General features: G+C 70.3%; 16 protein-coding genes. 3 read left to right on the top strand and 13 right to left on the bottom strand.

All coding sequences use genetic code 11. From position 1 onward, the window contains the following. Positions 1–22: 22 nt before the first annotated feature. From AB0J72_RS33655 to pyk, 4 genes are all read right to left on the bottom strand, one after another. Complete coding sequence (locus AB0J72_RS33655) at positions 23–523, bottom strand: NAD(P)H-dependent oxidoreductase (protein ID WP_344503090.1); 501 nt, start codon at positions 521–523, stop codon at positions 23–25. A 164-nt stretch (positions 524–687) separates the two neighbouring features. After that, positions 688–1143 carry an Rrf2 family transcriptional regulator gene (locus AB0J72_RS33660; protein WP_363405637.1) on the bottom strand — a complete coding sequence of 152 codons (456 nt, stop codon included), beginning with the start codon at positions 1141–1143 and terminating at the stop codon, positions 688–690. Positions 1144–1146: 3 nt separating this feature from the next. Beyond that, positions 1147–2025, bottom strand: coding sequence for an acyl-CoA thioesterase II (locus tag AB0J72_RS33665; protein WP_363405639.1), 879 nt, complete (start codon positions 2023–2025; stop codon positions 1147–1149). 19 nt (positions 2026–2044) lie between these two features. Then, positions 2045–3475: a pyruvate kinase gene (gene pyk, locus AB0J72_RS33670; protein ID WP_363405641.1), complete on the bottom strand. Its 1431-nt coding sequence runs from the start codon at positions 3473–3475 to the stop codon at positions 2045–2047. Positions 3476–3577: 102 nt separating this feature from the next. Here pyk and AB0J72_RS33675 point away from each other — a divergent pair, with 102 nt between their 5' ends. Next, positions 3578–4675, top strand: coding sequence for a low temperature requirement protein A (locus AB0J72_RS33675; RefSeq protein WP_363405643.1), 1098 nt, complete (start codon positions 3578–3580; stop codon positions 4673–4675). Positions 4676–4680: 5 nt separating this feature from the next. On the opposite strand, the gene AB0J72_RS33680 is transcribed toward AB0J72_RS33675, so the two are convergent. The 9 genes from AB0J72_RS33680 to gltB all read right to left on the bottom strand — a co-directional run bounded on the left by AB0J72_RS33680 (position 4681) and on the right by gltB (position 17798). After that, positions 4681–5841, bottom strand: a complete 1161-nt coding sequence (locus AB0J72_RS33680; RefSeq protein ID WP_363405645.1) for a mechanosensitive ion channel family protein — start codon at positions 5839–5841, stop codon at positions 4681–4683. A 31-nt stretch (positions 5842–5872) separates the two neighbouring features. Then, positions 5873–6910, bottom strand: coding sequence for a S8 family serine peptidase (locus AB0J72_RS33685; RefSeq protein ID WP_363405647.1), 1038 nt, complete (start codon positions 6908–6910; stop codon positions 5873–5875). A gap of 38 nt (positions 6911–6948) precedes the next feature. Continuing rightward, positions 6949–8022 (bottom strand): hypothetical protein, encoded by a 1074-nt coding sequence (locus tag AB0J72_RS33690; protein WP_363405649.1) that lies wholly within the window; start codon positions 8020–8022, stop codon positions 6949–6951. A 151-nt stretch (positions 8023–8173) separates the two neighbouring features. Then, positions 8174–9232: a S8 family serine peptidase gene (locus tag AB0J72_RS33695; RefSeq protein ID WP_363405711.1), complete on the bottom strand. Its 1059-nt coding sequence runs from the start codon at positions 9230–9232 to the stop codon at positions 8174–8176. A 5-nt stretch (positions 9233–9237) separates the two neighbouring features. Beyond that, on the bottom strand, positions 9238–10392 hold the full coding sequence (locus AB0J72_RS33700) for a hypothetical protein (protein ID WP_363405651.1): 1155 nt from the start codon (positions 10390–10392) through the stop codon (positions 9238–9240). Continuing rightward, positions 10392–10796, bottom strand: coding sequence for a hypothetical protein (locus AB0J72_RS33705; protein ID WP_363405653.1), 405 nt, complete (start codon positions 10794–10796; stop codon positions 10392–10394). Before AB0J72_RS33705 ends, AB0J72_RS33700 begins: the two co-directional genes overlap by 1 nt. A gap of 142 nt (positions 10797–10938) precedes the next feature. Then, entirely contained in the window at positions 10939–11706 is a 768-nt protein-coding gene (locus AB0J72_RS33710; RefSeq protein WP_363405655.1) for a neutral zinc metallopeptidase, read from the bottom strand. Positions 11707–11764: 58 nt separating this feature from the next. Beyond that, on the bottom strand, positions 11765–13237 hold the full coding sequence (locus AB0J72_RS33715) for a glutamate synthase subunit beta (RefSeq protein WP_363405657.1): 1473 nt from the start codon (positions 13235–13237) through the stop codon (positions 11765–11767). Beyond that, on the bottom strand, positions 13230–17798 hold the full coding sequence (gene gltB, locus AB0J72_RS33720; protein ID WP_363405659.1) for a glutamate synthase large subunit: 4569 nt from the start codon (positions 17796–17798) through the stop codon (positions 13230–13232). Before gltB ends, AB0J72_RS33715 begins: the two co-directional genes overlap by 8 nt. Before the next feature lie 430 nt (positions 17799–18228). On the opposite strand from gltB, the gene AB0J72_RS33725 reads away from it, so the two are divergent. Then, complete coding sequence (locus tag AB0J72_RS33725; protein WP_363405661.1) at positions 18229–19473, top strand: Ig-like domain-containing protein; 1245 nt, start codon at positions 18229–18231, stop codon at positions 19471–19473. A 79-nt stretch (positions 19474–19552) separates the two neighbouring features. Continuing rightward, positions 19553–20263 carry a CPBP family intramembrane glutamic endopeptidase gene (locus AB0J72_RS33730; RefSeq protein ID WP_363405663.1) on the top strand — a complete coding sequence of 237 codons (711 nt, stop codon included), beginning with the start codon at positions 19553–19555 and terminating at the stop codon, positions 20261–20263.

The raw sequence follows: 20263 nt of genomic DNA on the forward strand, positions 1-20263 counted from the left end.
GCTTCGGTCGCCTTCCCGGCGCTCAGGCGGTCGTGTCGGCGGTGAACTCGTCGGCGATCCGGGTGACGTACTCGGCGGCGGCGGTGCCCGCGTTGGCCAGCTCCGACTCGACGACGGCCAGGCCGGGGGTCACCGGGACCGCGGCGAGCTCGCCGAGCAGCTCGCGCAGGTGCCGCTCGGTCGCGTCGGCCTGCGGGCGGACCCCGGCGGTCACGACGGTCACCGCGGCGACGTCCTTGAGACCTTCGGCGGGCAGCTGGTCGAGCAGGACCTTCAGGACGCCCGTGTACGTGCCCTTGTACGTCGGCGTCGCCACCACCAGCACGCTCGCCCGCCGGAGCCGGCTGAGCGCGTCGGCGACCGCACCGTCCCCGGTCTGCAGCAGCCGCGTGCCCAGGGCGGCCACGTCGATGGTGTGCGGCACCGGCTGCCCGAGCCGCTCCGCCAGCGCCGCCCCGACCTCCTCCGCCAGGTGCAACGTACGAGAGTGCGGCCGCGGATTCCCCGAAAGCACAACGATCATGCCGCCGATCCTATCTCCTACCGCACCGATCGGAAATAGCGTCTACCGCATGTGGCCTCTTCCTCATGATCCGGAAGACTTGTTGCCGCTATGACGACACAAAGTCTTCCGGATCATGAGGAAGCAATCCCACGGCGGACCGGAGCAGGGAAGCTTTTGAAAAGTCAGACCCAGGCTCGCGGGTCTGCCACGAGGTCGCGGACGCGCTCGGGGAGTTCGCCCGTGACAACGTCCTCGATGGTGACGGTTTCGAGGATGAGGCGCTCGTTGGCGCGCAGGGCGATCCACACGTCCTGCAGAGCGGAGGCGGCGCCGTGGTAGCCGAGGTCCTCGGGGCGCTGCCCGCGGACGTTGGCGAGGGGGCCGTCGATCACGCGGATGATCTCGGCGAGGCTGATCTCGTCGGCGGGGCGGGCCAGCCGGTAGCCACCCTCGGGGCCGCGCTGGGCGACGACGATGCCGCCACGGCGCAGCTGCAGGAGGATGCTTTCGAGGAACTTGGGCGGGATCTGCTGGGCCGACGCGAGACGGTCGGCGGTCACCAGCTTGCCGTCACCGGCCGAGGACGCCAGCTCCGCCACCGCGCGGAGGGCATAGTCGACCCGGGCTGAAAGGCGCATGACCTATCCTCCCACGCGCCGCAACAGGCCTTCCTGCACGGCGGTCGCTATGTGGCGGCCGTCGCGGGTGAACATGCGGCCGTTGGCGAGGCCGCGGGCGTCGGAGGCCGACGGGCTGATCGAGTCGTAGAGGAACCACTCGTCGGCGCGGAAGCCGCGGTGGAACCACAGGGCGTGGTCGAGGCTGGCGCCGCCGTAGCCGCCGGGGCCCCAGACGGCGCCGTGCACGGCGAGCACCGAGTCCAGCAGGGTGAGATCGGAGGCGAACGTGAGCGCGCACGCGTGCAGCAGCGGGTCGTCGGGGAGCTTGCCGTCCAGGCGCATCCAGACGCGCTGGGTCGGGGAGGCGGGGCGGTCGCCGGGGCGGACCCAGCCGGGCTCGCCGACGTAGCGCACGTCGATCGGGCGCTGGATCATCGACCAGATGCCGGCGCGCTCCGGGTACTTGGCGAGGCGCTCCGCCATGGTCGGCACCTCTTCCGGCGGGGGCACGTCGGCGGGCGCGGCCTCCTGGTGGTCCAGGCCGTCCTCGGGGACGTGGAACGACGCCGACATGAAGAAGATGACCTTGCCGTGCTGCTGGGCGACGGAGCGGCGCACGGAGAAGGAGCGGCCGTCGCGGATGTTCTCCACCGCGTACGTGATGGGCTCCGCCGGGTCGCCGGGGCGGACGAAGTACCCGTGCAGCGAGTGCACCTGGCGCTCCGGGTCGACGGTGCGGCCGGCGGCGACGAGCGCCTGGCCGGCGACCTGCCCGCCGAACACACGCTGGGGGCCGACCGGCGGGCTCATGCCCAGGAACCGGTCGTCCCCCAGCGCTTCCAGGTCAAGGAGTCGGACGAGGGCGTCTACCGCCGCCTGTCCAGTCGCATGCTCGTCCACTCCTGCAATCTAGAGGTTCCTACTCGCTCTGTTCGTGTGACAGTGCTCCCAGCGTGTGGACCCGCAGCGTGTTCGTCGAGCCGGGGGTGCCGGGCGGAGAGCCCGCGACGATGACGACGTCGTCACCGGCGCTGAGCCAGGGCAGGCCGACCATGGCCATGTCGACCTGCTGGAACATCTCGTCGGTGTGCTGGACGAACGGCACGTCGAACGTCTGCACGCCCCACGACAGGGCCAGCTGGTTGCGCACCGTCGGCTCGGGCGTGAACGCGAGCAGCGGCAGCTCGCAGTGCAGCCGGGCGAGGCGGCGGACCGTGTCACCGGTCTGCGAGAAGGCGACGAGCGCCTTCGCGCCGATGTTGCGGGCGATGTTGGACGCGGCCGAGGTGAGCGCGCCACCGCGGGTGCGGGGGTCGTGCTGCAGCCGCGGCACCGACAGCGAGCCGCCCTCGGTGGTCGCGATGATCCGGGCCATCGTGGAGACGGTCAGGATCGGGTAGCGCCCGACGCTGGTCTCGCCGGAGAGCATGACGGCGTCGGCGCCGTCGAGCACGGCGTTGGCGACGTCGGACGCCTCGGCGCGGGTCGGGCGGGCGTTCTCGATCATGGAGTCGAGCATCTGCGTGGCCACGATGACCGGCTTCGCCGACTCGCGGCACAGCTGGACGGCCCGCTTCTGCACGAGCGGCACCTGGTCGAGCGGCATCTCGACGCCGAGGTCGCCGCGGGCGACCATGACGCCGTCGAAGGCCGAGACGATCTGCTCGAGGGCGGCGACCGCCTCCGGCTTCTCGACCTTGGCGATGACCGGGCGGTGCACCCGCTCCTCGTCCATGATCTCGTGGACGAGCTTGATGTCGTCGGGCGAGCGCACGAACGACAGTGCGATCCAGTCGGCGCCGAGCTGCAGCGCGAACCGGAGGTCCTCGGCGTCCTTGTCGGACAGGGCGGGGACGCTCACCGCGACGTTGGGCAGCGAGACGCCCTTGTTGTTGGAGACCATGCCGCCCTCGGTGACGAGGACGGCGATGTCGTTGCCTTCGACGCTGGTGACCTCGACGGCGACCTTGCCGTCGTCGATCAGCAGCCGGTCGCCGGCCTTCACTTCCTGCGGCAGCTTGGTGTAGGTGCACGAGACCCGGTCGGCGGTGCCGACGATGTCGTCGCTGGTGATGACGGCCGTGTCTCCGGTGCGCCACTCGTGCGGTCCGTTGGCGAAGCGACCGAGCCGGATCTTGGGACCCTGGAGGTCGGCGAGAATGCCCACGGAACGGCCGGCGGCAGCGGCGGCCTCACGGACGAGGTTGAACACCGCGGCGTGGTCCTCATGGCTGCCGTGGCTGAAGTTGAGCCGCGCGACGTCCATCCCGGCGTCGACGAGGCCGCGAATCCGCTCGGGCGACGATGTGGCGGGTCCGAGCGTACAGACGATTTTTGCGCGTCGAGTCACCCGTTGAGGCTAGCCCCTCCGCCCGGTGACGATTCGTCCGACCCACGGTGGCGCCATCAGTTGAGACACTGTCCACCTGCCGTTCCCGGAGATAATCGGACGATGTCATCCAGCTCCCAGTGGCACCGGCCGATGGGCACCCGCGACACCCATGAGCCGCACCGCGTCGCGACGCCGCTCGAGCTGCTGTTCGACCTGTGCTTCGTCGTCGCCATCGCGCTGGCTGGGCAGCTGCTGCACCACTCGATCACCGAGGGTGACGTAGCACACGGGATCGTCGCCTATCTGACGGTGTTCTTCTCCATCTGGTGGGCCTGGATGAACTTCACCTGGTTCGCGTCCGCGTACGACACCGACGACGTCGCGTACCGGCTGACGACCCTCGTGCAGATCGCCGGGGTGCTCGTCCTGGCCGCCGGCGTCACCGACGCGTTCCACGGGCACTTCGGCACCGTCACCGTCGGGTACGTCATCATGCGCGCCGCCCTGGTCACGCAGTGGCTCAGGGCGTCCGTCCGGGACGGGACCCGGCGCACGGCCCGCCGGATGGCGTTCGGCGTGACGGCCTGCATGGTCGGCTGGGCGCTGATCCTGCTCACCCACGGCACCCTGCACCTGGTGCTCTTCGCCGTCATGGTCGCCGCGGAGCTGGCCGTGCCCATGTGGGCGGAGCGCTACCACCCCACCCCGTGGCACCCGCACCACATCGCCGAGCGCTACGGGCTGCTGTTCATCATCGTGCTCGGCGAGATCGTGCTGTCCACGACCGTGGCGGTCCAGGCGGGCTTCGTGCAGGACCGGCTGTGGTGGGTGGCCGCGAGCGGGCTGGTCATCGTGTTCGCGTTCTGGTGGCTGTACTTCGACCAGCCCGCCCACCGGATCCTCGTCGACAACCGGCACGCGTTCGTGTGGGGATACGGGCACTACGTCGTGTTCGCGTCGGCGGCGGCGATCGGGGCGGGCATCGCGGTCATCGTCGACCGGCCCGACCTCTCCGGCGCGTCCGTCACCATCCCGGTGGCCACCCTGCTGATGGCGCTGTGGTTCCTGCACCTGCGCCCACGCACCTGGCTGGAGCCCACCGCCGCGGCGCTGATCCTGGCCGCCACCTTCGTGGGACCGTCGCTGGTCATGACAGCAGTGGTGGCGTCGGTACTGGTGGCCGCCCGGCTGATCCTGCTGCGCTCCCGCGCCGCCTAGCGCTGTTAGTATTCGCGCTCCCCGCCGGTGAAGGCCTCCGCGCGGGCCCGGCCGTCGACGCTGTGGCTGAAGACCCGCGCGTCGCTGTCGGCGGTGTGCGTCTGCCCCGTCAGCGTCGCGTGCAGCGGCAGCGCCGACGTCACCTCCGCCCGCGTCCGCGGCAGCGACGACGGGTGCGCGTCCCGGATCCACGTCACCATGTGCTCCCGGATGAAGCACCGCAGGTCCCACAGCTTCGGCGCGTCGGTCGCGCTGACCAGCGCCCGCAGCCGCATCGCAGTGCCCGTGGCCTCCACCACCTGCAGCACCGACACCCGCCCGTCCCACAGGTCGGTCGACTCCAGCGCCCGGCGGAGCTCCTCCCGCGCCTCCGGCACCGGCAGCCACCAGTCGACGTCGAGCATGACGTCCCCGAGCAGCGCCGCCTCCGTCCGCGTCCAGTTCTGGAACGGCTTCTCCGTGAAGTACGACGTCGGCAGGATCAGCCGCCGGTCGTCCCACACGTGGACCACGACGTACGAGAGCGTGATCTCCTGGATCCGCCCCCACTCCGACTCGACGATCACGACGTCCCCGAGCCGCACCGCGTCGCTGAACGCCAGCTGCAGCCCCGCGAACAGGTTCCGCAGCACGCTCTGCGCCGCCAGACCCGCGATGATGCCGACGAACCCGGCACTCGCCAGCACGCTGGTCCCGAGAATCCGCGCCTGCGGGAACGTCATCAGCATCACCGCACCGGCGATCACGGCGATCGTCGCCACCGTCACCCGCCGGATCATCACCACCTGCGTGTGCACCCGCCGCGCCTGCCGGTTGTCCGGCACGTCCGTCCTGAACCGCGCCAGCGCCGCATCCTCCGCCACCACCAGCAACCCGGCGACCAGCCATGCCGCCGCACCGATGATGAGCAGCTGCTCCACGTGCAGGAACGTGGGCCGCCAGTCCGCCTCGTTCGCCGTCCCGCGAACCGAGAAGTAGATCGCCGACAGCACCACCACCCACTGCGTCGGCCGGTGCGCCCGGTTCGCCAGCTCGGTCAACAACACCGACCGCCGCCCCACCCACAACAGGACCAGATGCACCCCCTGCACCACCACCAACGCAACAAGCGCCGCCCCGAGCGCAATCCCCAGCGGCTTGAGCGTGTCGATGAGCGTGTCTCGCATTCGGCGCTAAGTACCCGGGCCCCCTGGCCACCTAACGTGTCCTGCGTCGCACCCACCAGCCAACCACCCCGCCAACCGCCACCACCGCCACCACGACCCACCCGACCCCCCAACCCCCACCCTTCGGCCCCCGTTCCCGACCCGCCTCCGGCACCCCCGAAGCCGGAGACCCAACCGCCGGCACCTCAGCCGTCAACGCCGCCACCGGATCGACAATCCCGAACCCGAACTCCTCATCCCGCCCCGGCTTCCCCCGATCCGTAGCGGTCGCCGTCAACCTACGGACCACCTCGGCCGCAGACAGCCCAGGAAACTTCGCCCGCACCAACGCCACCACCCCAGCCACAATCGCCGTCGAGTCACTCGTCCCCTCACCAACCACGTACTTCCCGAACGCCCCAATCGAAACAATGTCCACCGCCGGCGCCGCCAACACCACCTCCGGCCCAGTAGCCGAAATCGCCGCATGATTCCCGTCCCTGTCCGTCCCCGCCACCGCCACCACCCCAGGCAACTTCGCCGGAAACCCCACCTGCTTACTCTTCGGCGTATTACCAACCCCCGCCACCACCACGACATCAGCCTTGATCGCGGCCGCGACCGCATCCTTGACCTGCGAATATTCGCTCGTCCCGGCCGCGATGCAGATGACTTTCGCGCCTTGGCCGACCGCCCACGTGATGCCGTCCGCCAGATCGATCGGCGAACCACCGAACTCACTGTGCAGCGTCTGCACAGGCAGAATGGTCGCCTCCGGCGCGATACCGAGCACTCCGGCGTTGTTGGGAAGGCCACGCCCGGCGATGAGGCCGGCCATGGCTGTGCCGTGTCCGTCTGTGTCAGCCTTGCCGTTGCCGGTCGGCTGCTCCCCGAACTCCTTACCGTTGAGTACCGCGCCGGCCAGCTCTCCGTGACGGTCGTCGACGCCGGTATCCGTGACCGCGACAACAACTCCCGCACCCCGGCTGATCGCCTGTGCCTGCGAAATCCGCAGCGCCTGCAGGTGCCACTGCCGGTCACGAATGCTGTCAGCCGCCGCGAGTCGCTGAACCCCGACGACGGTCGTCACCGACACCAGGCAGAGCACCACTGCCCAGCGAACCGCCTTCAACGGTCAAGTCCGAGGACGCCCGAGCCCGGATCATGTGCACGGACCGGCGGAACATCGATCACCGGCGGCACCCCATGCTCCACCGACCATTGTTCGCCCGCACCCTCCCGCGGTACGCGACGCGTGCTGGCGGAGCTGTCGCGATTGCCGACGCCGGCCGCTCCACGCATGGCCGCGCCACCAACTCCTGGCGCACCCGCCACCGGCCGACCGGCCATTCCCCCACCACTGTTGACGCCGCGTATGCCACCCGCCGCAGCCGAACCCGGCATCGACGATTCGACCGGAAGCCTCCCCAACACCCGCCCCGGACCCAACAGCGACGGCACGGCCGGACTCCCGGGTCCCGCGGCCGTGCCAGCCGCGGGAAGAAGGCCAACCGGTGTCGCCTGTACAGACTCCGCAGGCCCACCTGTCAGCCCGAACTCCTCCCCGGGCAGAGTGACAGCGGGCCGGGGCGGGTCGAACCGCGGCATCGCAGGACCACCTCCCCCGAGCCTCGCGACGCTTCCACCTGTGGCGCCTCCGCCACCCGTCCCACCACTCAGCGGAGCAACGACATCGGTCTGCATCCCGAACGGCTCGTAGACAGGCAGTTGGACATCCATTCCGGCCGCAGGATCCGCCACCGCCGCATCGGCTTCCCTGAGAATGCGCCGAGCGTGCTCGTCCAGCAGCCTCCGCGCCTGCTCCCCCACCCGCTGGTCGGGCAGATGCTCCGTTCGCCGATACTCCTCGACCAGCGGCGCAAGCTCAGCGCGAGCCTGACCCAGCGCCTCGACAACAAGAGCCACCCGGCTCCGCACCTCCGCCGCACCCACCGCGGTCAGAGACATGGCTCGAATCATGTCGTTGAGCCGCTGGATGAACGCGCTCGCCGCTTCGCTCTTCTCCGGCGGCCACCCATCGGCGAGCTGGTCCCGCAAGAGCCGCAGGCCGTCGCGCTGCGTCTCCAGGGCGGTCTGCTGGCGACGCAGCGTCGCCAGGTGCACGTGAGCATCGGCCTCGTCGTCCGCCGCGACCATCTCCCACAACTGCGGCAACCGCCACCGCTTGTACGTCTCACCCATCAGACCGGCTCCACCACACACCATCCAACCGGCACATGATCACTCACCGCATCCTCCCCGCCACGATGCGCAATAGACAACCGTGACGGTACCGCACACTCAACGCCTCACAACGCCCTCGATTCGCACCACCCGCACAGCGCGACACCCACTACCGCCGCCGCCTGACCAGCAGCCCCACACAAAGAAGCAGCACCCCACCACCGACAACCACCCACACAACCCCCGACCACCCCGCACGCCCCGCCGGCACCCCCACCCCAGACGAAGACACCGACGGCACCACACTCGGCACCGAAGCCGTCAACGCCGCCACCGGATCGACAATCCCGAACCCGAACTCCTCATCCCGCCCCGGCTTCCCCCGATCCGTAGCGGTCGCCGTCAACCTACGGACCACCTCGGCCGCAGACAGCCCAGGAAACTTCGCCCGCACCAACGCCACCACCCCAGCCACAATCGCCGTCGAGTCACTCGTCCCCTCACCAACCACGTACTTCCCGAACGCCCCAATCGAAACAATGTCCACCGCCGGCGCCGCCAACACCACCTCCGGCCCAGTAGCCGAAATCGCCGCATGATTCCCGTCCCTGTCCGTCCCCGCCACCGCCACCACCCCAGGCAACTTCGCCGGAAACCCCACCTGCTTACTCTTCGGCGTATTACCAACCCCCGCCACCACCACGACATCAGCCTTGATCGCACGCTCGATCGCCACACGCACCTCGGGATACTCGCCGGTGACGGCAGCCACGCAGATGACCTTCGCGCCTTGCGAGACCGCCCATTCGATGCCCGCTGCGAGGTTCGTCGGAGAGCCCCCGAATTCGCTGTGAATCGTCTGTACCGGCAGGATGATCGCCTTCGGAGCAATGCCGAGGACGCCTCCGCCATTCGCGAGGCCACGCCCCGCGATCAGGCCGGCCATCGCCGTGCCGTGCCCGTCGGTATCAGCCTTCCCGTTGCCTGACGCGCCTTCCCCGAACTCTCTGCCTTCGATCACGGCACCGGCCAACTCGCCACGACGATCGTCGACACCGGTGTCCGTCACTGCGACGAGCACTCCTTCGCCGAGGCTCCACCGATGCGCATCAAGGACACCGAGTGAGGCCAAGTGCCACTGCCGGTCGCGAATGGCATCCGCGGAAGCGGGAACCGGCCAAGCGAGCGTCGCCATCGTCACCGCGATGACGGCGGTCGAACGGAGCACCCGGTTCAACGATCAAGTCCAATCACGCCCGGGCCTGGATCATGCGTCCGGACTGGCGGCAGCGCCTCAAGGAGCGGCGTCACTCCTTGATTCACCGCCCACTGCTCGTCATGCCCCGTGTCCTGCACCCGCCGCCGCGCGACGTACTCCTCGAATGACCGATCCTGGTGTCCGCCGGCTCCGGACGGACGAACTCCAGCAGACACGGACCGCGCCGACGCTGCAGCTGTGCGCATGACGCCGCCACGCGCTGCCATCGGCGGCGCACTGCCGATCACCCCACCCGGAACTCCCCGCGTCACTCCCCCGCCAACGCCTCGGGCGATCCCATCGTTCACGGACACAGGCATTCCACTCACCGGACCGACACCAAGGACTCGACCAACGGTCGGATTCATCTCGAGCGAACCGCGAGGCGACACCCCGCCTGAAGAGCCAGTTCCCGTGTCACCTGGCCACAAGCCGTTCGCCTGCACTCCGCGCGGCTCCTCAGCAAGGACAACGTCGTCGCCGGCTATGTCGGCGGTGACAGGAGCGGGTGGGTCGAATCGCGGCGGACGCAGTTCACCCAAGCGCTCCGAGGCTCGCTTCGCGCCGCCTCCGCCACTACCGGCGCCGGTCACATCGCCGCCACTGGTCACGGGCGGGACGTCCGTCAGCATGCCGATCCGCGCATACGTGGGAAGCGCCACCTGCAACGCCGTGTTCGCGTCACGCACCGTGCCATCTGCCGAGATGAGGATCTGGCGAGCCTCCTGATCCAGCACCTTCTTTGCCTGCTGGGAAACCCGCGGGTCGACGACCGCCTCGGCCTTCGCGTACCGCTCGACCAACGGCGCCAACTGATGCCGCGCCCCCTCGATCGCATTGACAGTCAGCGCTACCGCCACCCGCACATCGGCGGCGCCTCGTGCTGTTGCGGTCAACGCGTCGAGCATGTCGTTGAGCCGCTGGATGAACGCGCTCGCCGCTTCGCTCTTCTCCGGCGGCCACGCTTCGGCGAGGTGGTCTCGCAGGAGTCGCAGGCCGTCGCGTTGGGTTTCCAGGGCGGTCTGCTGGCGGCGCAAGGTGGTCAGGTGCAGGTGGGCGTGTTCGGGGTCGTCGGCGGTCAGCATTTCCCAGAGTTGGGGCAGGCGCCAGCGCTGGTACGACTCGGCCATCAGAGTGACCTGCCGGTCCTCGGGTCGTGCTGGGCGGCCCACAGCGCGTCGTCGACCTTGGCTGAGGCGACGGCCAGCGCAGTCTTGAACTGGTCGCCGCTCAGTGTGTCCGCGTGGGAGTATGCTGCCGCGACCTCCTCGGCTGCCTGCACGAACACCGCGCCGTTGTGGATGAAGGCGTCCATCAGGTCCAGGAGTTCGATGAGCTTCCGGTGGTACAGGGTCGCCGCGGCCTGCACGTCTGGGCTGGCCGTGCGGGTCCCGAACGTCGGGGTGTCGACGAACGTGCGCAGGATCTGGTCGTGCTCCGGCGACAGATGGCCGCTCAGGTCGGCCCGCAAGCCGGTCCCGAACGACCGGACCGCCTCCAGGTCGACGCTGAACCCAGCCGCATGATCACTCACCGCGTCCTCCCCGCCACGATGTGCAATAGACAGACGTGACGGTACCGCACGTTCAGAACCTCAAGACGCCCCGTTTCGCACCAACCGCAAAGCGTGACCGCAAAAGCGGGACAGCACAAACCCGCAGAGCGCGACCGCAGGGTCAGCCGTGGTAGGAGGAGGGCATGTCGCAGGCTTCGAGGCTCTGCTCGTAGCCGTCGAAGAAGGCGCCGGTGCGTTGGGCGGCTGAGCCGTGGGCGCCTTCCTGGAACCAGGGTTCGTCGTCGGGGTCGGCGACGGAGAGGAGGCCGTTGCGCAGCTCGTCCAGGTCGCCGTCCTCGAGGGTGAAGTCGCCGACCTTGATGGAGTCGCCGATGTAGGCGCCGGCGAAGCAGTCGGCCTGGAGCTCCTGGTAGATGGTGAAGGCGTACTCGATGCCGAGGCGTTGCTGGATGGCGTGGCCGTATTCGTGGCCGAGGAGGTAGAAGACGAAGGCGTCGCCGAGGTCCTTGTAGACCTCCTCCGACCAGTTCACGTCGTACGCGATGAAGTCGCCGATGGGGCAGTAGGCGGCGTTCTGGGTCGGGATCGGCTGGGAGCCGCACATGACCTCGCCGTCGATGCGGTAGGGCACGATGCGGGAGACGGGCTTGAAGCCGACGATCCGGGAGCTCCAGTAGCGTTCGACGACCTTCACCGCGATGCGGACGTCGTTGGCGAACGTGGAGTCGGGCGCCGCGGCCCGCGCCGGGGAGGAGTAGGTGGGCGCCGAATAGCCGGGAGGAGGCGTGTACGAGGGACGCGGAGCGGGGAACGGCGGCGCGGACGGGATGGTCGGCGCCCAGAACGGTGTGGTGTCGGCGAAGGCGGCCTCGGCGGGGAGCAGCGCGAGGCCCACGACGAGCAGCGAGAGGATGAGCGGGCGTTTCATGGCCGAGGGGTACCCGGGAGCGGCCCCGCGAACAGGACCGCTCCCGATTAGCAACCCGTCAGGCGGTCAGGGCGGCGGCGCTCGGCTCGACCGGTGCCGGCAGGGCGCCGTCGCCGCCGAGGTAGGCGTGGATCGACGCGGCCGCGGAACGGCCCTCGGCGATGGCCCAGACGATGAGTGACGCGCCCCGGTGCATGTCGCCGGCGACGAAGACGCCCGGCGTGGCCGACTGCCAGTCGGCGCCGGTGTCGATGCCGCCGCGGCGGTTGCGGGTCAGGCCGAGGTTGGTCAGCAGCGGGCCGGGCTCGGTGCCCTCGAAGCCGATCGCGAGCAGGACCATCTCCGCGGGGTAGAGCCGCTCGGTGCCGGGGATCTCGGTGACGACCCGCCGGCCGTCCACTCTGGACACCTGCACCTCGGCGATGCGCACGCCGGTGAGGTCGCCGTCGTCGTTGCCCTCGAAGGCGGTGACGGCGACCGCGAAGGCGCGCGCGCCGCCCTCCTCGTGCGCGGGGTAGTCGCGCAGGATCCAGGGCCACGTCGGCCACGGGTCGCGCGACTCGTCCCGGGTGGACGGCGGCACCGGGTACTGGTCGAGCTGCAGCACGGACTTCGCGCCCTGCCGGTGCGCGACGCCGAGGCAGTCGGCCGCCGTGTCGCCGCCGCCGATGATGATCACGTTCTTGTCGAAGGCGGAGATCGACGCGGATGGCACCCGCCCGGCGACGACCCGGTTGGCCTCGACGAGGTGCTCCATCGCGAGGTGTACCCCGGAAAGCCCGCGGCCCTCGATCTCGACGTCGCGGGCGGCCAGGGCGCCGCAGGCGAGCAGGAGCGCGTCGTGGCGGGCCCGCAGGTCGTCGACGGAGACGGTGACGCCCACGTTGACGCCGGTCTCGAAGCGGACACCCTCGGCACGCAGCTGGTCCAGCCGCATGTCGATGTGCCCCTTCTCCAGCTTGAAGTCGGGGATGCCGTAGCGCAGGAGCCCGCCGAGGGCGTCGTCCCGCTCGTACACCACGACGTCGTGACCGGCGCGGGCCAGCTGCTGCGCGGCGGCGAGCCCCGCGGGGCCCGAGCCGACGACGCCGACGCTCTTGCCGGACCGCTCGGGCGCCGGACGGGGGGTGACCCGGCCGGCGGCGACCGCGCGGTTGATGATCTCGACCTCGACCTGCTTGATCGTGACGGGCTGGCCGCCGGCGATCGACAGGACGCACGCGGCCTCGCACGGCGCGGGGCACAGCCGCCCGGTGAACTCCGGGAAGTTGTTGGTCGCGTGCAGGGCCTCGATGGCGAAGTCCCAGTTGCCGGTGCGGACGAGGTCGTTCCAGTCGGGGATGCGGTTGCCGAGCGGGCAGCCGTCGTGACAGAACGGGATGCCGCAGTCCATGCAGCGGGTCGCCTGCTCGGCGATCAGCTCGTCGGACGCGGGCGGGTACACCTCGCGCCAGTCGCGCAGCCGGACCGGGACGGGGCGGCGGGTGGGCAGGCGCCGCTCGTACCGCAGGAAACCGTTCGGGTCAGGCACGCGCCACCTCCATGACCGCCTCGTCGACGTCGCGGCCGGCCGCCTCGGCGGACCGCCTGGCGTCCATGACGCGCTTGTAGTCGCGCGGCACGACCGCCGTAAAGGCTGCCACGGAAGTGTCCCAATTGTCCAGGATGCGCGCGGCCACCGCGGAACCGGTCTCGGCGAGGTGCGCCTCGACCAGCGACCGCAGCGGGGCGGCGTCGGTCACCGGCTCCAGGTCCACCAGTTCGGCGTTGACCAGCGTGTGGTCGAGGTTCCAGATGTACGCGACGCCACCCGACATACCGGCGGCGAAGTTCCGCCCGGTGGGGCCGAGCACGACCACGGTGCCGCCGGTCATGTACTCGCAGCCGTGGTCGCCGACGCCCTCGACGACGGCGGTCGCGCCGGAGTTGCGCACGGCGAACCGCTCGCCCGCCTTGCCGCGCATGAACAGGGTGCCGCCGGTGGCGCCGTACAGGGCCGTGTTGCCGCCGATGATCTGGTCCTCGGCGACGAACGTGGCGGTCGGGTCGGGGGTCACGACGAGCTTGCCGCCGGACAGGCCCTTGCCGACGTAGTCGTTGGCGTCGCCGAGGAGCCGGAGGGTGACGCCGTGCGGGACCCAGGCGCCGAAGGACTGCCCGGCGGTGCCGCGCAGCGTGACGTCCACGGTGCCGTCGGGCAGGCCCGCGCCGCCGACCCGGCGGACGATCTCGCCGCCGAGCATCGCGCCGACGGAGCGGTGCTCGTTGCGGACGGCGATCTCCAGCTTGATCGGCGTGCCCTCGTCGAGGGCGGGCGTGACCGCGGCGATGAGCTGGTTGTCCAGCGCCCGCTCCAGGCGGTGGTCCTGCTTGGTGGTCTGGCGCCGGGCGGCGTCGTCGGCGAGCGGCGGAACGTGCAGCAGCGGGGTCAGGTCGAGCCCGCCGGCCTTCCAGTGGTCGACGGCCGAGCGGACGTCGAGCAGCTCGGTGTGGCCGATCATCTCGTCGAGCGTGCGGAAGCCCAGCTCGGCCAGGTAGCCGCGGACCTCCTCGGCCATGAACCAGAAGAAGTTCTCGACGAACTCGGGCGAGCCGTTGAACTTCTTGCGCAGCGCCGGGTTCTGGGTGGCGATGCCGACCGGGCACGTGTCGAGGTGGCAGACGCGCATCATGATGCAGCCCGACACGATGAGCGGCGAGGTCGCGAAGCCGAACTCCTCGGCGCCGAGCAGCGCCGCGATGACGACGTCACGGCCGGTCTTGAGCTGGCCGTCGACCTGGACGCTGACCCGGTCGCGCAGCCCCGACAGCAGCAGCGTCTGCTGGGTCTCGGCGAGGCCGAGCTCCCACGGCGTGCCGGCGTGCTTGAGCGAGTTGAGCGGCGAGGCGCCGGTGCCGCCGTCGTGGCCGGAGATGAGGATGACGTCGGCCTTGGTCTTCGCCACGCCGGCGGCGACGGTGCCGACGCCGACCTCGGAGACCAGCTTCACGTGGACGCGGGCCGCCGGGTTGACGTTCTTCAGGTCGAAGACCAGCTGGGCGAGGTCCTCGATGGAGTAGATGTCGTGGTGCGGCGGCGGGGAGATCAGCCCGACGCCGGGGGTGGCGTGACGGGTCTTGGCGATCCAGGGCCACACCTTGTTGCCGGGCAGCTGGCCGCCCTCGCCGGGCTTGGCGCCCTGGGCCATCTTGATCTGCAGGTCGTCGGCGTTGACCAGGTACTCGGTGGTCACGCCGAAGCGTCCGCTGGCGATCTGCTTGATGGCGGAGCGGCGGCGCGGGTCGTGCAGCCGCTCGGGGTCCTCGCCGCCCTCGCCGGTGTTGGACTTGCCACCGATGTTGTTCATCGCGATGGCGAGGGTCTCGTGCGCCTCCATGGAGATGGAGCCGTAGGACATGGCGCCGGTCGCGAAGCGCTTGACGATCTCGGTGGCCGGCTCGACCTCCTCGATCGGCACGGCGGGGCGGACCCCGGTGCGCAGCTCGAAGAGGCCGCGCAGGGATCCGGCCTGGCCGGCGAGCTCGTCGACCTTCGCGGTGTACCGCTGGAAGACGTCGAACTGCTTGGACCGGGTCGCGTGCTGGAGGAGGAACACCGTCTCCGGGTTGAACAGGTGCAGCTCACCCTCGCGGCGCCACTGGTACTCGCCGCCGACCTCGAGCCGGCGGTGCGCCCGCTCGGCGTCGTTGGCCGGGTAGGCGCGGGCGTGCCGCGCGGCGATCTCGGCGTGGATCTCGGCGAGGCCGATGCCGCCGATCTTGCTCGGGGTGCCCGTGAAGTACCGCTCGACGAGGCGCGGGTCGAGACCGACGGCCTCGAAGACCTGGGCGCCGCAGTACGAGCTGACGGTCGAGATGCCCATCTTCGACATGATCTTCAGGACGCCCTTGCCGAGCGCCTTGACGTAGTTGTAGATCGCCTTCTCGGGGTCGACGCCGGGCAGCGCGCCGGTGGCGATGAGGTCCTCGGCGCTCTCGAAGGCGAGGTACGGGTTGACCGCCGAGGCGCCGAACCCGGACAGCAGCGCGACGTGGTGCACCTCGCGGCAGTCGCCGGACTCGACGACCAGCGACACCTGGGTGCGGGTCTGCTCGCGCACCAGGTGCTGGTGGACGGCGGCGGTGAGCAGCAGCGACGGGATCGGCGCCAGGTCGACGGTCGAGTCGCGGTCGGACAGGACCAGGACCCGCACGCCGTCCTCGATCGCCTCGGACACGCCGCGCATGATCTCCACGAGGCGCCGCTTGAGACCGGTCGCGCCGTCGCGGATCGGGTACAGGCCGGAGACCCGGACGGCCTTGAAGCCGGGCAGGTCGCCGTCGTCGTCGATGTGCAGCAGCTTCGCGAGGTCGTCGTTGTCGATGACCGGGTACGGCAGGGCGATCTGCCGGCAGGACGCCGGGCCGGGCTTGAGCAGGTTGCCCTCGGGGCCGATGGTCGCGGCGACGCTGGTGACGATCTCCTCGCGGATCGCGTCCAGCGGCGGGTTCGTGACCTGGGCGAAGAGCTGCGTGAAGTAGTCGTACATGAGCCGCGGCCGCGTCGAGAGCACGGCGACGGGCGTGTCGGTGCCCATCGAGCCCAGCGGCTCCGCGCCGGACCGCGCCATCGGCCCGATGAGGATCTTCAGCTCCTCCTCGGTGTAGCCGAAGGTCTGCTGGCGGCGCTGCACGGAGTCGTGCGTGTAGACGACGTGCTCCCGCTCGGGCAGCGTGTCGAGGTCCATGAGCCCGGCGTGCAGCCAGTCCTCGTAGGGCTCGGCCTGCGCCAGCTCGGACTTGATCTCGTCGTCGGTCTTGATGCGGCCGGCGGCGGTGTCGACGAGCAGCATCTTGCCGGGCGCCGAGCGGCCCTTGGCCACGATCGTCGCCGGGTCGAGGTCGAGCACGCCCGCCTCGCTGGCGAGCACGACGAGACCGTCGGCGGTCTGCCACCAGCGGCCGGGGCGCAGCCCGTTGCGGTCCAGGACCGCGCCGACGACCGTGCCGTCGGTGAAGGCGACGCTCGCCGGGCCGTCCCACGGCTCCATCAGGCAGGCGTGGAAGCGGTAGAACGCCCTGCGGAGCGGGTCCATCCGAGGGTCGTTCTCCCACGCCTCGGGGATCATCATGAGCACCGCGTGCGGCAGGCTCCGGCCCGCCAGGTGCAGCAGCTCGAGCACCTCGTCGAAGTTGGCGGAGTCGGACGCCTCGGGCGTGCAGATCGGGAAGAGCCGGCGGATGTTGCCGGGCAGGTTCTCGGTCGCCAGGAGGGCCTCGCGGGCCGCCATCCAGTTCCGGTTGCCCCGGATGGTGTTGATCTCCCCGTTGTGGGCGATCAGCCGGTACGGGTGCGACAGCTCCCACGAGGGGAACGTGTTGGTCGAGAAGCGCGAGTGGACCAGCGCGATCGCCGACGTGACGCGCTCGTCGGACAGGTCGGGGAAGAACGACACGACCTGGTCGGGGGTGAGCATGCCCTTGTAGGTGATGGTGCGCGAGGACAGCGACGGCAGGTAGAGCTGGATGCCGCGCTCGCGGGTCTCCCGCTCGGTCTGCTTGCGCACGCAGTAGACGACCCGGTCCAGGTCCAGGTCGGACAGCACGGCGCCGGGCGCGCCGAGCCTCTCCGCGCTGATGAAGACCTGCTTGATGCGCGGCATCGCGGCGAGCGCGGTCGCGCCGAGGTCGGAGGCGTCGATCGGGACGTCGCGCCAGCCGAGCACGTGGGCACCCTCGACGAGGGCGTACTTCTCCAGGACGCGCATCGCGCGCTGGGCGGCCTCGTCGTCGACGGGCAGGAACGCCAGGCCGGTCGCGTAGGAGCCGGCGGGCGGCAGGTCGATCCCGGTCCCGGCGGTGACGTCCCTGAGGAACGCGTCCGGGATCTGGATCATGATGCCGGCACCGTCGCCGGTGTTCTGCTCGGCCCCGCGGGCACCTCGGTGGTCCATGCGCAACAGCGCGGACAGCCCCTTGTGCACGACGTCATGGGACCGGCGGCCGTGGATATCGGCCACGAACGCGACCCCGCAGGCGTCGTGCTCAAAAGCAGGGTCGTACAGACCCTGCGGCTGCGGTCCCGGGTAACCCATCGGGCCTCCTGACGTCATCGATTGCGAGTCGGGACAACGTCGGCCCTAAAAACACCTTACGGAGCAGTCTTGCCAGTGTACGCGAAGATTGCGGCGCGATCCTCATGTGTTGTCCCGACCGGCCGCCACGCGCGATGCCGACCAACGTACCGCCTGTACCGCCGGACGGCCTACAACGTGAGATCGTGACAAATCCCACGAGCCGCAGGTAGGGGCGCTGCGGATGGTCCGTTACCGAATCGGGACGCAACCTCCGGCAGTCTGGAACACGTCCAAGGAGCGGATGGCTCGGGCCGTCCGTTACTTCCTACGATGATGCACGGCAAGATCGCCCGCCACCAGTTCGGCGACGAGTTGAACCGGCTGGCACAAACCAGGGATACACCGGCGTAGTTCGCCGGCGCATGCTCGACCTCAACAACGCTAGCCCAACGAAGGAGGTGTGGACATGGGAGTCTCCGCACGCGCACTGGCCACGATCACCGCCCTTGCCGGCCTGATCGCCCTCTCCGCTTGCAGCGCTGACGAAAAGCCCAGATGGAGCGGCAGCAGCAACAGTGCCGGCGGCCCCTCGGCTTCCGCGTCCGCCGCGCAGCCAACCGCGACCCTCACCGCGCCCGCCGACGGCGCGACCGGCGTCTCCACCGCCACCGAACTCGCCCTGCAGGCGGCGCCCGGCGCGAACGCGTCGGTCACCCTGACGGACGCGTCCGGCGCGGCGGTCGACGGCGGCCTGCGCTCCGACGGCTCGACCTGGATCCCGGCTAAGCAGCTCAAATACGGCACGCAGTACACGGCGACCGTGACCTCCGCCGGCGACAGCGCCGGGAAGAAGGTCACGTTCACGACCATGGCGAAGCCCGGCAAGACGGTCAACGTGTCGACCGCCCTGTCCGACAACAAGGTCTACGGGGTGGCCATCCCGATCGTCGTCCGCTTCGGCTCCAGCGTCCCCCAGGAGCTGCGGGCGAGCGTCGAGAAGCGGCTGCTCGTCACCAGCACCCCGCCGCAGGTCGGCACCTGGTACTGGTTCAACGGCGGCGAGGTGCACTTCCGCCCGAAGGACTACTGGCAGACCGGCACGAAGGTCAGCGTCCGCCTGGCGACGGGTGGCCTGCAGCTGACCAAGACCGGCTGGGGCACCAAGGACGTCACGACCAACTTCACCATCGGTGACAAGATCATCATGGTCACCGACGACAAGACCCACCAGATGACGGTGGAGAAGAACGGCGAGGTCATCAAGACCATCCCGGTGAGCCTCGGCAAGGCCAAGACGCCGAGCTCCAGCGGCGCCATGGTGATCATGGACAAGCAGCAGTCCGAGCTGTTCGTGTCGACCGACCCGTCCGACCCCTACCGCGAGACCGTGTACCTGACGCAGCGCATGACCAGCGGCGGCGAGTACATCCACGCGGCCCCGTGGTCCGAGGGCGACCAGGGCAAGCGCAACGTCTCGCACGGCTGCACGAACGTCTCGCAGAAGAACGCGAAGTTCCTGTTCGACCTGACGAAGATCGGCGACATTCACATCGTCAAGAACACCCCGCGCAAGCTCGCCTGGGGCAACGGCTGGACCGACTGGGACAAGACCTGGGACGAGTACGTCAAGGGCAGCGCCCTCCCGCCGCCGGCCGCGCCGGCCGCGGACCCGAGCGCCAGTCCTTCGGTGACCGTGTCGCCCTCCGCGTGACGCATTGAAGGGGCCGCTGTCCCCGTCCACCGAAACGGTGGGCTGACAGCGGCCCCTTCGCTGTCTCATCATGGCTGCCGTGCTCGACTGGATCGACCCGACGTTCCGCGCCACCGAGGTGATCCTCACGGTGCTGGTGATCGCCGTCCTGACCGTCACGGTCCTGCGGGCGTCACCGGACCGGATGCGGGCGCGGATCGCGGCCGGCGGCCTCGTCGCGGCGTTCCGCCGGTCGGCGGCGACGAACACCCTGACCGCCCTCATCGCCCTCGAGGCGGTCCTCGTCGGCCCCGGCCTGACCCTCACCGACCTCGGCCTGCGGCCCGCGACCCTCGGCGACGCCGCGATCGCGCTGGGCCTGTCCGCCGCGGCCGCCGGCACCGCCGCGGTGCTGACCGTCCGCGCCGGCCCCATCGCCCCGGACGACGATCCGCTCGCGTTCCTGCGGCCCACGACGCCGCCGGAGCGACGCTGGGCGGCCGTCGGGGCCGTCGCCGCCGGGACCGGCGAGGAGATCGTGTTCCGCGGCCTGTTCATCGCCGCCGGCATCGGCGTGCTCGGCCTCCCCGCGTGGGCGGCGGCCGTCCTCTCGGCGCTGCTGTTCGGGCTCGGCCACCGCTACCAGGGCCTGCGGGGCGTGGTCGCCACCACCGGGGCGGCGGTCGTGTTCACCGTCCTGTACGCGGTGACCGGCAACCTGCTCGTGCCGATCGCCCTGCACATCACGGTGGACCTGGTGTCGCTGCTGCTCGTGCCGATGCTGCTCGCCCGGCGGGCGGCCGCGTCATGA

It is taken from the genome of Dactylosporangium sp. NPDC049742, assembly GCF_040674675.1.
Lineage (GTDB): Bacteria > Actinomycetota > Actinomycetes > Mycobacteriales > Micromonosporaceae > Dactylosporangium > Dactylosporangium maewongense.